Genomic DNA, 12,893 nt, shown 5'->3' with positions numbered 1-12,893 from the left:
TTTTGCATCTCCATCTCGTCTGGTGCTCGATTTTGTCCTCTGAAACGGCTGAAACCCTTGCCGCAGCAAGGGTTTCAGGGGTTGCATCTTTTTCAGCAACCTTAGTTGGTGGACCTGATCGGATTCGAACCGACGACCCCCACAATGCGAACCAGCACCTGAAACTTTTTTCGAGCATTCCCAGCCATTTTTAGCTGTTTTTGCTCCGTTCCACTTCATCTTTGGGCCTCTTTGACCATGCTGTTTCCGTGTGGTCCGGAACGGTGTGTGGTGGGTTCTGTGGTCAGAAACGCTCCCCAGCCTTTGCCGACGTCTTTCGCCGACAGGGACGGGGAGCGTTTTTCATGCCTCTGACTGCCTGCATTGTACCTCTGAGGACGGGATTAAGCAAGTCATTTCTGCGCCACCTACGGCTCAGAAATTGAGGGGCTGTAAACAAAAATAAGCGTGAACCGATTAGAGTACATTATTTGGCACATCCCGGAGTGCCTGGATTTGATCCCGCCGGCCATAAACCACTACGATGACCCATACTGTTTTCTGAGTTTCGTTAATCCAATAATACACCAGAAAATTCTCTACGGGCATTTTATGGATTCCCTCAGAACGCCATGGTTCTTCGAGCGTTAGAGGGTAACGATTTGGCATAGTGCGCAGCGAGGAAATCTGCAACTTGATTTTCTCCATCCAACGACGAGCTGTGTCCGGAGACTGAAGGACTTTGGAGATATAGCGGGCAATATTCTGCATTTGCTCCACGGCATAATCGGTCAGGTTAACTTGATACTCCATCCTCAGATACTCTCACTGATACGGGCAAAGGCAGAATCCAGATCTATACCCTGACCCGCCTTAGCCTGATTCAGTCCTTTCTCCATCATCTGGTTGAACTGTTCTGCTGAGAGTTCGTCCTGCGTTGGAAGAGCAGGAACACGGAAGGAATATGGGATGCTGTTTGTCATAATAATTTGTCGATAAAGAGAATCGATCAGCACAGATACCGGAATACCCAACTGATCGAGAATCGCCTCGGCCTTCTGCTTGATCTCGGGCTGAACCCTTGCCGTTACATTGGCTGTTTTGGCTGCCATAAAGGACACCACCTTTCCAAAACTATTATACTCATTTGTATAGCGTTTTGCAATACATTTCAAAGTAAACGTAGATCTGGATTTTCTGTCTGCAGATTAAGAAAACTTAAGAGAATATTCATGAGCATCCTCCATTCGCTGTGATATAATCGCAAAAACAAAATCGGGACATAGCCGGAGGACAGGATATGAAACGCATCATCACAAACGGGATCACCAATCTGGAGCCGCTGCCTGGTAGCAGCGAATGGTACTGGGGTGCTGACTATGCCAGCAACGATTTATATGAGGCGGAGGAGCTGTTCCGCAGCGGCCATCCCATTGAGAAGAACCGGCTTGTCCTGGTCCATTGCCCGGAGGGCACGGTCTATGAGCCGGTATGCACCAAGCTGGGGCAGTACCTGGGCAGGCCGGTGTACCATGACGGGCGGGTGGTACTGCTGATGGTAGATTTTCCAAAGGAGGAGATTCGCATTCTGACTTACCATGAAGCAGAGAAAACCACAAAGCCGCTGGCGGTACTGCCTCTCTCTATCGTGGAGGACTGCTATAACCTGATGCTGGAGGCCTCGCCCCTGATGCTGACGCGGTCAGCCCATGACAATCAGTTTCAGATTCTCTGGCCGGAACGCCGGGACTTTGCAGTAGAAGACCATGAGTATTTTGAGTTTCTGGAGGGAAACAGGCTGTATACCTCGGTTTGGTATGAGGACCCGGATTACCGGGAGGAGCTTCTGGTGCGGGATTATGATACCGGGGAAGTGCTGGAGCGGATACCGGGAAGCATCCGCCGAATGCCCGACGGCCAGAAGTGGCTTTTGGTGTGAGGAGGGATGAAACCATGTCTCTTTCCATAGTTGCAGCCAGAGACATCAACCATGCGTTTGAGATTGTGTCTGCGAGCCCCAGGAAAACGATGAAGCATCATACAGTAGAAGAGCCGGAAGGAATGGACGGTTTCCTGTACGATACCAGAAACGAACTCACAAACTATACATACTATTACCAATTTGAGCCGTACATGGAGACCCAACTGGAAGCGGATCAGGTTCCCGCAATCAAGACTTTTTCGCAATCCATCGTAAAGTGGCTGGAGGAACATGGCATAGAAGAAAACCGCGTGATTGGGCAATATGGCCTATCCTTCCAAAAGATCCGGCGTTTTGCGGAGCAATTGGGTCATGTATGTGATGTAGCCATGGAGCATGGATACGGATTGTCCGGCCTGGGAGACTAAATAAGCCAGAAGGAAGACGCATATGACAAATCTGCTATACAGCTTAATGCTGTTTAATGAGCGACAGGAAGGCTTTTTCATCGGCCTGTTTGAATCCAGTGAAAAGGCCCGGCGAATGGCTGAACATTACTTATCCGCCGTCCCCGGATTTTGTGATTACCCCTGCACTTACGAGATTACAGAAAAGCCGGTGATCGGCACCATTGCTCCGGTCGGGACGGTCCACATGATCTGGGGCTGGGACGAGAACGCAGAGGGGGATGAGACAGATGTCTGGAGCAGCCCCTGTTATGTGGACTTCTCAGAAGCCCACAGGGCTATGGATGCAGCCAAGCGGCGTATGAACAAGCAGGAGTGGAGCCTGGATACCTACCAGATCGGCCAGGGTCACTGGACAGAAGGCTTTGCAAGAGTTTCTTCTTCAGAATAGGAGCGATAAAGGGGGGCGTGTGCCATGAGCGAGATTTTGCTGAACGGGATGCCGTTTGATGATTACCTTGCAAAGTATGAGATATTTGAGAAAACCACGCAGTTCGTGATGGAGTATCTGAAAAATTGGTACGATGATGATCCGGAGGATTTTCAAAAAGAAATGTGGGCAGATTACCGGACTGTGGCAAAAACCTATCAGTTTAAGCGGAAAATTGCCGCATTTGAGAAAAACTATATGTATGACACGCCCCTGCACTGCATTGCTTTCAGTATGGACATCTGCGATGCTGAAGGCAGTTATGTGGCAATTTATACCGCAATTTTTGACCTTAACGGTAACTGCATTGATGACCTGCTGCGTAAATAATGGTGATAATATGATACTTCCAAGAGGAATTACAGGATTTTGGAGCGTACGTACGGACCCGCCACCGTTTTTGGATGAAAAAGAGTTCCGCCGGATGTGCCATGCGCCGGCCCGAACAAACGGCGGGACTGTGACAGAATTGGACACAAATACATCAGCAAGAAACTTTTATTCTGCTAAACTCAAAAGATATGACCAGTCCGTCTTTGTGTTGCAGAACGTCCATTATCCCTATGCAGCCTTTGCTCAGCGGGACGATTCTGACCAATTCATTTTCAACAGTCCGCCGGAGTGGCTCCAACTGCCAGAGGGAACGATGCGTTTTTTGAGCCTTTCCGAACTGAACCAGAACTGGAATGGCCTGGACCAGGAGCTGAGCCCGGAAGAACTGGAGCAGATCCTTTATTGGAAGCCGCAGACGGTGGGGGAGATCATCTTTCATACTTGGGACTGAAAAATATCTTTGCAGATGGAGAACTGATAAAAGGAGCAGTGACCGAGAAACTCTCGGCAACGGCCTCTGATGGAAAAATATCTGACGCAGTTTTATAACCTAGCCGCCATTGTCTCAGTGAGGTATCGAGTCAACTCCCGGCGTGCTACCCACTGCGGGATCTGGGCCACGGGTGTGCTGTCGGATAAATTGATACATAGTCATAAGTATTTGAGCCGGTTTACACTGTTCCGTAGACCGGTTTGCTTTTTAATGAGGAAGTGTTGTAATTTTGCACACTACTTGAACATACCGGAGAGGGGATGCCATTTTTGAATATTTTATTACACCACATCAGAAAAATATTATTCATACGACTGGCTGAACAAAGAGAGTAGAGATCGTAGCCCAGAAATTGAGGGGCTGTAAACAAAAAGGGGAAACAGCAGAGCCCAGTAAAACGAAAAGTGTATGCCTGCCACAACCACTTCATGTAATTCGACTAATTAAAAATAGTGGAAAAAATATTGCTACTATTATTGACAAAACTTGCTACTAATGATAAAGTGTAACCAGAGGTGAGTGGTATGATCAAGATTATTTCGAAGTGTCCTGGATGCCAGGGGAACTTGCAGATCTCAACTTTAAAATGTCCGGATTGTGGTCTGGAATTGAGGAATGATTTTGAATTAAGTTGTTTTGATCGGTTGAATGATGAACAATTACAATTTCTCCTTGCGTTTTTGAAAGCCAGGGGAAATTTGTCTGAGGTGCAGGCGGATTTGAATACGACTTATTCTGTTGTGAAACGAAAACTGGATGAATTACTTGCAGCACTGAATCTTGGTATTGCGAAAGGTGCCGAGAGAGTAGAGAAGATAGATATCAACAGATTGGATGTAGATTACAACAGTAATCGGGCATCGGAAATCATCAAGGCAAAACTGAAGGAACATGGTGGCCATGTAACAGTGTATACAGCAAGGGGCCTTCCGTGTGAAATATACGCAGAGGCGGACGGCAAAACATTTACAAGTGATAAGCTGCCTATAAAGCCGGCCTATGAATATACGGTATTTGATGTGATTGTTGATCTCCTCCGAGAGCAGGGCGGCCGAGCGCGAAAAGGAAATGGACGGAATTTTAAACTGGGTGATCCTGGCTGTGAAGAAACGACCGTTGTGGGCGCGATTGCGAAATATCGTGGGCGCAAAGTTGGAGAGTCGGTATTTGATCCTGTATTTGTAATGGCAGCTGTTTTGGAATGGGCTGGGATTGCGCAAAATGGCCGTGGTGAACTGATTTTGTCTGATCATTATGCTGTTTCGCGATGAAACGCAGAAGATGCTTTATGTTTCAAAAAATCTAAGTTACATGGAACGGAGGGTATATGATGGATATAAAAGAAGTATGGAAAAGAATTACTTCCCATGCAGGAGAACTGTTTTACACAAAAAAGAGGGTGCCCTATACCTATCATATTTCTGGTCAGTATATTGTTTTAGAAAATACAAACCGGAATATCCCATGTCGTGACATCGAAAGGGCACTGGCCATTCCGGAGTTAAACATAACAAAATTAAATCAGCTAAATGTTCAAGGACCATCGTATCTCTATGGGATCATTACGGATAGGCGGATCGTTGGATAGAGTCAAGTTATTGGGACGGAATGTGCTCAAAAAAAGAAAACAATAAGTTCTGTGGCTCAAATTGCGAATGCTCTCTACCTGACACAGTGTTTTTGCTGGAGCAGGTGGGGAGCTTGTCGCTTTTAATCGCGTATATGGGCGACTGCTTTTCGACAAAAATTATTTGGTGCAAAATTTGGAGTTTGAAAAGAATATTCTATTTTGCTGATAACTTGAATTGGAAATAAAATGAAATGAGAAGCGCAGCCAGTAGATACTTTACTTATGTTGTGCTATACTACAAAATGAAAATTTATAACAAAATGTTCTGCTGAGAGAAAGAGGAGGGCATTTCATGAAAGGTTCAGAGACGAGAATGACCGCGTTCATGGAAGGGGCCGATAAGCGATATATCATCCCGGTTTATCAACGGAAATATGACTGGAAACAGGAGAACTGTCGTCAACTCTATGAAGATCTCAAAAAAGTTGTACAAACCGGCCGGATCAGCCATTTCTTTGGGAGTATCGTCTCATCGGTGGTCCCCAATGGGAGCAAGATTGAGTATCATATCATAGATGGTCAGCAGAGACTGACCACCGTTTCCCTGTTGCTTCTTGCTATCTGCAACCTCATCACAAAAGGAAAACTGACTTCTCGGGAGGCTCGGCTGGATGAGCAGATCAGACAGCGTTTTCTGATAGCGCCGTGGGCCAGTGAGGAGGACAGGATCAAACTCCGGCCTGTTAAAAGTGACCGTGAGGCCCTTACCAAACTGTTTGGTCCGGTGGAGGATTATGATCGTGCCTCGAACCTGACCCTCAATTATCTGTTTTTCAGGGATGTTCTGTTGAAAGAGGAGATTCCGGTTGATGAGTTATATGCCGCCATCAGCAAGCTGGAGATTATCAGCATTACGCTGGAACCGGATGATAATGCCCAGCTGATTTTTGAGAGCCTAAACTCCACCGGCCTGGCTCTGGCGGAAGGGGACAAGATCCGCAATTACATTCTCATGGGCCTTCCGCCCAAAGAGCAGAGTAAGTACTACACCGAATACTGGGAGAAAATTGAGAAATGCACCCGGAATGATGTCAGCTCTTTTGTCCGGGACTATCTCAGTATCAAACAGCAGATGACTCCCAATGTCAGCACGATTTACCAAGCGTTCAAGCGATATGTGGAGGAGATCCAGCTGCCCATTGAAGCACTGCTGGAGGATCTTTTGAAGTATGCACGGCTCTTTGAAAAGCTTCTGACCTGTGAAAGCGGGCTGGGAGAGAAGCGGCTGGATAACTGCCTGTACCGCATGGCCCGCCTGGAGATCACGGTGACCCGCCCCTTCCTGATGGAGGTGCTGCGGCTGAATCAGGATGGCAAACTCTCTGTGGAAACGGTGCGGGATGTTTTCGAGATCACAGAAAACTACCTCTTCCGGCGAAACATCTGTGAAGTTCCCACCAATGCCTTAAACAAGGTGTTCTTGACGTTGAATAAGGAGATCCTGCGCTACGACAACACTGCGGATAACTATGTAGATAAATTCATTTATGCCCTGCGGAGTAAGCGGGAGAGCGGGCGATTCCCGGATGATCGGGAGTTTTCCGACGCTTTAGCTGCCAAGCAGGTTTATCTGATGCGGGGCAAATATAAGGCATACTTATTTGAGCGATTTGAGAACTATGGTACGGTGGAAACAAAGAGTGTCTATGCCCATCTGGACAATAACGACTACAGCATTGAGCATATTATGCCGCAGCATTTGACACCGGCGTGGATGGAGGAACTGGGGACCAACGCTGCTGAGATCCATGCAATGTGGCTGCATCGGTTGGCCAATCTGACCCTGACTGGTTATAATCCCAGCCTCAGCAATAAGACCTTCCAGGAAAAACGGGACTCCGAGCAGGGAGGCTACCAGAACAGCGGATTGAGAATGAATCAGAAGATCGCTCTGAAAGATGCCTGGGGTCTGCCGGAACTGGAAGAGCGTAATCAAGAGATGGTTGCCCGGGCGCTTCAAATTTGGCGTTGCCCACAGACAGATTTCAAACCGATGGAGAAGGAGTTTGACTCCTGCACGCTGGACGATGAGGATGCGGACCTCACTGGGCAAGAAATTGTGAAATACAGTCTGCTGAATATGGAACAACCCGTTGTCAGTTGGACAGATATGTTCGAGCATGTGGTAAAGTTCCTGCACCAAAAGGATAAATCAATTCTTTCCGCTTTGGCGTACAGTACGAGCCAGGCAACAGAACTTGCGGTATATGTCTCCGGAAGTGAGAGCGGGCTGCGCAGCGCGCTGAAAATTGATGACAGTATCTATTTAGAGAAAAACACCAGCACAGCCCACAAACTGTCCATTCTGCGGCGGCTGTTTGCTCTTTATGGTGTTGACCCCATGGAGTTGGTATTCTATTTGAAGAACTTGGACGCTGAGAAAATGGCCGAGTCCAACCGCTTTGAACTTCGTAAACGATATTGGTCCTATGCTTTGCCCGTGATTCAAAAGCAGCATATGCACCGGGGCAGTTTCGCCAACGCCAATCCTACCACATCCAATGTACTATCTGGGTTCTTTAGAATGAGTGGATTTTCCATCGAATGCATTGCCAACTATGATGGGGCGCGGGTTGATTTCTATCTTGGAAGCGATACGGCAAAAAACAAGGCTACTTTTGATCTGCTGTACAGGCACAAGGATGAGATCGAAGACGAACTGGGGATCACACTGACCTGGGAGCGGGCCGACCAGTATAAAGCATCCTGGATTTCTTATGCGCTGAAGGATGTGAGCATTGCAAATGAGGCAGACTGGCCCCGTATGGCAAAGTTTCACGCAGAGTGGAGCGCTGCGATCTGTAATGCAGTTCTTCCGCATCTGCAGAAAGAGGACGAAGTAGAGCAACGGCTTTCTGAGATTGCCGGCATTTTGCGGGAGTGGACAGTAAGCCGGCCGGAGATAAAGGGAAATTTGGCGAGATGCAACCGCACATTGACCCGCTTTACGACAGAGCAGATGTCGGAGATATTCCCGGATCTTCCTGGTGCTCCCAGTGGTTGGGGAACGGATAATCATTATTTTTATGAGATTGTCAACCGTACTGGAGACAAGGTGTATATTCAACTGGCCCTCAGTTCCAGAAATGCCACAGAAGACTTCTTGGAAATTTGCGACCGTGTCAGCGCCTTGCCTATTGTGCGTCCCAGAAGGGATGGATGGAAGTGGTGGACAATTTTCCGTACGGAGAGTGTGGATATCGGGGTGTCTTCAGATAAGCAGGAGATTTTCGCAAAACTGAACCTGTGCATAGAACAGGTGTGGGCCTTTGAGAAAGAGCTGAAACAGGCATTGGCTGAATAATGATTAGTTAGCACAAAATATATAAAAAGAAAAACTCTTGCCTTATTGGACTGAACATAGTCAAGTGATAGAAGGGGCATACATGGTTTCGGATATCATTTGCAGCGGATTTCTATGGCATTAGAGGGTGAACTCCACAGGAAATTTTAGAGAAGGCGGACAAGTCATGGCAATCAAAAAGAGCGAAATTTACAGTCAGATATGGGCTGCGTGTGATAAACTGCGGGGCGGTGTGGAACCGGCTCGTTATAAGGATTACATTCTGACACTGTTGTTTGTAAAGTATGTGTCCGATCGCTTCAAGAGCAGCGATAATTGGGACATTGAAGTGCCGGGAGGCGGCAGCTTTGATGATATTATTAACTTAAAATATAAGAAAAACATTGGTGAAGGCATCAATATCATCATTGGCAAGCTTGCAGAAGCCAACGACTTGAAAGGTATTATTGACATTGCTGACTTCAACAGCGAGGAACTGGGCACTGACAAGGAAGCAGTAGATAAGCTCTCTGGTCTCGTGGAAATTTTCCAGAAACCGGAGTTGGACTTCACCAACAACCGCGCTGGCGGTGATGACATTTTGGGCGACGCCTACGAGTTTTTGATGCGGAAATTTGCCCAGGATTCCGGCAAGAGCAAAGGCCAGTTCTATACGCCGGGCGAAGTCTCTCGGATTATGGCAAAGGTGATTGGTATTGATAAAGCCACCGATCCCAGCATGACGGTCTATGAAATTAAGACGCCGTATTTAATACAATTTAAGGTTGCCTGACCGTAGGGGTTTCGGTTTTGACTTAGGGGTTTCGTTTTGGGTCAGGGGTTTCGGTCGGGCACAGTCCCGGCTCGTTTTGTATATGGAGGAATGTTGATGTACAAACTTACGAATAAACAGTATGAAGAATACAAGCGTCTGTGCCACGCCAGAGACCACGGACAGATGTTGACGCCAGATGGGTTACGGATTATCTGTGCTGGATTCGATTATGATCCGGAGGCCATCGGAAAGCATATGCTTGAGACTCTGGCGAAGTTTCAGGCGAAAGAAAACAAGATATAGTTATAATGCGAATAGAAAGGGTTTACCGCCCGTGATATAATGTGAAACACGAGCTCCACCGAGCGCAATACTTTTTGTCGTGGTTTGGCGTGGCGTGGTATGGCATGGAACTTTCTCTGAAAGGAGGTAGGAACCATGTCTGAGAGACAAGCTCGTTACGCACTTTCCAAGCTGGGCTATGGACTGCATAAGAGTCGCGTTCATAATATCCACGCTGATAATCTCGGCGGGTACAGCATCTATGATCTGTACGGGAATTACGTCGTTGCAGGAAGCCGGTTTGAGCTCACCATTGACGATGTCGTGGACTGGATCGCAGAGCGTAGCTAATTGGAGAATGCAGCAGAGGGCGGCCATGATGGTCGCCCTTTGTCTTAAGAAGAAAGAAAGCTGGTGTTGCGATTTGAATTCAAAAATGACCGCTGCGGCAAATGAAATAGGGAATAGCATCTTCAAATACTACGAAGAGGAGTATCTGGATACATTGTTTTCTAACGAGCTTGTCGTTGAAGACGTAATTTTTCAAATTCTGGTAGAGTGCTGTAGATACGCATACCTGATCAATGCGGAGAAGCATTCCTTGAAATACTACATTGAAAGAGACGGATTGGAGCTTGAACTTGCTCGAAAGAATAACAAGCGCATCATAGACTATGTGAATGATCATTATGAACTTGAGGGAAAACGTCTAAAAGAGACGATAGGCGTAGATATTCTAAAACCAGATACCAAACCGCAGAAGCAGACTAATCGATTCCCCGGCTATGAACTCTCTGAATTTCAATACTGGGAAATTCAGAACATACATGACATGGGTCTTGTAAAAGCAATTATTGAAAGACGTATTGGTTCATCCAAAAAAATATCGGTTGATCGATTTATAGACATGGCGAATCAGTATGACGAAGTCATAGGAAAGCAGAGAGGAAAATTTAATAGAGAGCAAGAAGCAACAATCTTCAGTTCTTTGGTACTGTTTACTCTTGAAACAAAGTATTCATTTGAGTTTTTCTATGCGCTGGCCACAGAAATGGAGGCAGCTGGTGTGACGCAGATTCCTGATATGGAGAACAGGCTTATGGCTACGGCTGGTAGCTATAAATGCACATCTTGCCTCCCGGACATTTGTCCTGCTTATGCGCACGACAATGATCGGTTTGTAGAGTATCCCATGATATTGCAGCGCCAGCGATTCTTGAAACAAATAGTAAGCCTTCCGGCAGGGAGCATTGGCGAGTTGTCGTTTTCAAGGATCATTGAAGCGAATGTGCTGGCAAATGCTGTTCAGTCTCATATCTATTTGAATGGAAAACCGATGCGTGTATGGTTTGCAGAGAATACGGATATTAATGACTGGGCATCCGTATTCGAGACTTATGATGTGTTTAGGACTTATCATGAGAATAAGAGCTGGTCTCCTGCGAAAATTCAAGCCGTTCGTAAGATGTACGATGCTTTGTCGCTCGACTACAAATCCTTATCCCGAAAACCGTCCATAGAGAACTGATTTTCTCCCGTGCTAAGATAAAGATGCTTCAAGGGAAGTGGCCACAACCTTTATCGAAGACACTAAAACAAAGGAGAATTATACTATGGATGAAAACAGAACTGAACTTGATGTAGCTAAGAATGAGACAATGGAGATTAAACCGGGTGTAAGCGACGAGGTGATTATCGAAATTGTACATGGAATCAAAGAAATACTAATCGAGCTTATTGACAAGGTTTTTGAAAGAACAACAGCAGAAGTTAGATCTGCAAATAAGAGATGAGAGCAAGAAAGGCTCCCCGTTACCGGAGAAATCCAGTGGTGAGGAGCTTTTCTTATGCCTTGATGGTCTGGCCGTTACGGAAGGTTACGCTGATGTCGCCCTCGCCGTTGACCGTAACGCAGAGCACGCCATACGAATTTCTTCGGCCCTGGGCAAGATGGTCAGCGGCCCGTGGGGGAAAATGGGGCTCTGCCAGATTGAGAAGTTTGAAGGATAACAAAATATTTTGGCTCGGTTTTAGGTCTCTGGAACTCAGAACCTCCTCTATGTGCTGGAGGAACAGCGTCTGGTGCATAAAGTGGCCGTAGGCACTGGCCGGGTCACTGTCATATCCCAGATTCCGAAGAAAGCCCCTCAACTTCTGGGCCGCTGTAAACAAAAAAGGCGGGCACTCCCGAGAAGGGGGTGCCAGTCAAGTGGTCAAACCGGAAATCCGTCTGTGGTATTTCTGTGGTCAAATGAAAAATCGCCGCAGTGAAAACTGCGGCGATTTCCAATTTTGGTGGACGGTAAGGGGATCGAACCCTCGACCTCGGCGATGCGAACGCCGCGCTCTCCCAGCTGAGCTAACCGCCCAAATCAGCCATTTTTCAATCAAAAAAGTTATGAAAAATGGATTTTTGAGATATTCAATTTTGAGGGGAAAGTCCGGGAAATCGGACTGCTGAATTGGAAAGGAACCTAAGCTGTGGGATGTGACTGCATATGGATGCGAATGTGATGCGCTACCGGATAGTTCGCATTTCAATTTACAACTTTACATAATGTTAAATTATGTAAAGTTGTAAATCACACAAAAAATAAGCACAAAAATTAACGAATTAGATGCGTACGGCTCGATGAAATCCAGGCTTTTCCCCCTAACGGTTCACATCTTATATTCCATAAAACCCCATAATGCGCGTATTATATTGTCGTTTTGATTGATGAAATGAGCGATGTATGATACAATGATCATGCTAATTTATTCTTGTGAGGTATAGGAATGAAGAATATAAAGCCTCCTTTCGAAATCACCAATGCAATGATTGACTATGTGGCGGAAATTGCAGAGCTGGTTGGAAAATTGAGTTCCACTGATTTTCTTTCTACAAATCCAACTTTGCGCAGAACAAACAGAATTCGTACCATCCATAGCTCGCTGGCCATTGAGCAAAACACACTTTCTTTGGAACAGTTAACTGCCGTACTAAACGGTAAACATGTTCTTGCACCACCGAAGGATATTGCAGAAGTAAAAAATGCCTATGATATTTATGAGCATTTGGATGAGCTTGATCCGTATTCCGTAGATGATTTGCTGTTCGCACACGGAATTATGATGCGTGGCTTGGTGGAAGAAAGCGGGATGTTTCGAACCCGACTGGTAGGTGTTGTAGGCAGTGAAAGAAATGTTCTGTTATGAGACAATAAGATATCCCTGAAAATGCCAACGCAAAATCCTTGAAATTGCCAAAAAAATTCCCTGGTCTTGCCACAAGAAAATCCCTGTAAAGGGAAAAGGCAG

The 12,893-nt window shown here is 46.4% G+C and carries 19 protein-coding genes and 1 tRNA gene; 15 read left to right on the top strand and 5 right to left on the bottom strand.

Annotated elements, in window-relative coordinates; all coding sequences use genetic code 11:
• From ACTQ3R_RS15665 to ACTQ3R_RS15655, 3 genes are all read right to left on the bottom strand, one after another.
• On the bottom strand, positions 1-219 hold a 219-nt coding region (locus ACTQ3R_RS15665; RefSeq protein WP_441780110.1), incomplete at its 3' end, for a hypothetical protein.
• 237 nt (positions 220-456) lie between these two features.
• Complete coding sequence (locus tag ACTQ3R_RS15660) at positions 457-792, bottom strand: type II toxin-antitoxin system RelE/ParE family toxin (protein WP_441780111.1); 336 nt, start codon at positions 790-792, stop codon at positions 457-459.
• Positions 793-794: 2 nt separating this feature from the next.
• Entirely contained in the window at positions 795-1,091 is a 297-nt protein-coding gene (locus tag ACTQ3R_RS15655; protein ID WP_441780112.1) for a type II toxin-antitoxin system RelB/DinJ family antitoxin, read from the bottom strand.
• Positions 1,092-1,279: 188 nt separating this feature from the next.
• Here ACTQ3R_RS15655 and ACTQ3R_RS15650 point away from each other — a divergent pair, with 188 nt between their 5' ends.
• The 14 genes from ACTQ3R_RS15650 to ACTQ3R_RS15585 all read left to right on the top strand — a co-directional run bounded on the left by ACTQ3R_RS15650 (position 1,280) and on the right by ACTQ3R_RS15585 (position 11,386).
• Positions 1,280-1,918 carry a hypothetical protein gene (locus ACTQ3R_RS15650; RefSeq protein WP_441780113.1) on the top strand — a complete coding sequence of 213 codons (639 nt, stop codon included), beginning with the start codon at positions 1,280-1,282 and terminating at the stop codon, positions 1,916-1,918.
• A gap of 14 nt (positions 1,919-1,932) precedes the next feature.
• The gene (locus ACTQ3R_RS15645) at positions 1,933-2,328 is read left to right on the top strand and encodes a hypothetical protein (RefSeq protein ID WP_441780114.1); all 396 of its coding nucleotides are present in this window, start codon (positions 1,933-1,935) and stop codon (positions 2,326-2,328) included.
• A gap of 22 nt (positions 2,329-2,350) precedes the next feature.
• Entirely contained in the window at positions 2,351-2,758 is a 408-nt protein-coding gene (locus ACTQ3R_RS15640) for a hypothetical protein (RefSeq protein WP_441780115.1), read from the top strand.
• Positions 2,759-2,782: 24 nt separating this feature from the next.
• Entirely contained in the window at positions 2,783-3,127 is a 345-nt protein-coding gene (locus ACTQ3R_RS15635) for a hypothetical protein (protein WP_441780116.1), read from the top strand.
• Positions 3,128-3,197: 70 nt separating this feature from the next.
• Entirely contained in the window at positions 3,198-3,581 is a 384-nt protein-coding gene (locus tag ACTQ3R_RS15630; RefSeq protein WP_441780117.1) for a hypothetical protein, read from the top strand.
• Positions 3,582-3,650: 69 nt separating this feature from the next.
• A complete protein-coding gene (gene rhuM, locus ACTQ3R_RS15625) occupies positions 3,651-3,896 on the top strand; it encodes a RhuM family protein (protein ID WP_441780118.1) in 246 nt (81 codons plus the stop codon).
• Between the two features lie 251 nt (positions 3,897-4,147).
• Positions 4,148-4,894 carry a DUF2089 domain-containing protein gene (locus ACTQ3R_RS15620; RefSeq protein ID WP_441780119.1) on the top strand — a complete coding sequence of 249 codons (747 nt, stop codon included), beginning with the start codon at positions 4,148-4,150 and terminating at the stop codon, positions 4,892-4,894.
• A gap of 59 nt (positions 4,895-4,953) precedes the next feature.
• Positions 4,954-5,211, top strand: coding sequence for a hypothetical protein (locus ACTQ3R_RS15615; RefSeq protein WP_441792703.1), 258 nt, complete (start codon positions 4,954-4,956; stop codon positions 5,209-5,211).
• Between the two features lie 334 nt (positions 5,212-5,545).
• Positions 5,546-8,557: a DUF4268 domain-containing protein gene (locus ACTQ3R_RS15610; RefSeq protein WP_441780121.1), complete on the top strand. Its 3,012-nt coding sequence runs from the start codon at positions 5,546-5,548 to the stop codon at positions 8,555-8,557.
• 166 nt (positions 8,558-8,723) lie between these two features.
• Complete coding sequence (locus tag ACTQ3R_RS15605) at positions 8,724-9,329, top strand: type I restriction-modification system subunit M N-terminal domain-containing protein (RefSeq protein ID WP_441780122.1); 606 nt, start codon at positions 8,724-8,726, stop codon at positions 9,327-9,329.
• Positions 9,330-9,425: 96 nt separating this feature from the next.
• Positions 9,426-9,614, top strand: a complete 189-nt coding sequence (locus ACTQ3R_RS15600; RefSeq protein ID WP_441780123.1) for a cytochrome C — start codon at positions 9,426-9,428, stop codon at positions 9,612-9,614.
• A gap of 135 nt (positions 9,615-9,749) precedes the next feature.
• Entirely contained in the window at positions 9,750-9,944 is a 195-nt protein-coding gene (locus tag ACTQ3R_RS15595) for a hypothetical protein (RefSeq protein ID WP_441780124.1), read from the top strand.
• A gap of 25 nt (positions 9,945-9,969) precedes the next feature.
• A complete protein-coding gene (locus ACTQ3R_RS15590; protein ID WP_441780125.1) occupies positions 9,970-11,121 on the top strand; it encodes a hypothetical protein in 1,152 nt (383 codons plus the stop codon).
• A gap of 85 nt (positions 11,122-11,206) precedes the next feature.
• Entirely contained in the window at positions 11,207-11,386 is a 180-nt protein-coding gene (locus ACTQ3R_RS15585; protein ID WP_441780126.1) for a hypothetical protein, read from the top strand.
• A 52-nt stretch (positions 11,387-11,438) separates the two neighbouring features.
• Here ACTQ3R_RS15585 and ACTQ3R_RS15580 read toward each other — a convergent pair whose 3' ends face one another.
• Together ACTQ3R_RS15580 and ACTQ3R_RS15575 are read right to left on the bottom strand one after the other, a co-directional pair.
• The gene (locus ACTQ3R_RS15580; RefSeq protein WP_441780127.1) at positions 11,439-11,765 is read right to left on the bottom strand and encodes a hypothetical protein; all 327 of its coding nucleotides are present in this window, start codon (positions 11,763-11,765) and stop codon (positions 11,439-11,441) included.
• 121 nt (positions 11,766-11,886) lie between these two features.
• Positions 11,887-11,962, bottom strand: a tRNA-Ala gene (locus tag ACTQ3R_RS15575).
• A gap of 409 nt (positions 11,963-12,371) precedes the next feature.
• On the opposite strand from ACTQ3R_RS15575, the gene ACTQ3R_RS15570 reads away from it, so the two are divergent.
• A complete protein-coding gene (locus ACTQ3R_RS15570; RefSeq protein WP_441780128.1) occupies positions 12,372-12,791 on the top strand; it encodes a hypothetical protein in 420 nt (139 codons plus the stop codon).
• The last annotated feature ends 102 nt before the right edge of the window (positions 12,792-12,893 follow it).

It is taken from the genome of Lawsonibacter sp. LCP25S3_E2, from assembly GCF_052117285.1.
In the GTDB taxonomy this organism is placed as follows: Bacteria; Bacillota; Clostridia; order Oscillospirales; family Oscillospiraceae; genus Lawsonibacter.
This window is presented reverse-complemented; position numbering and strand designations above follow the sequence as displayed.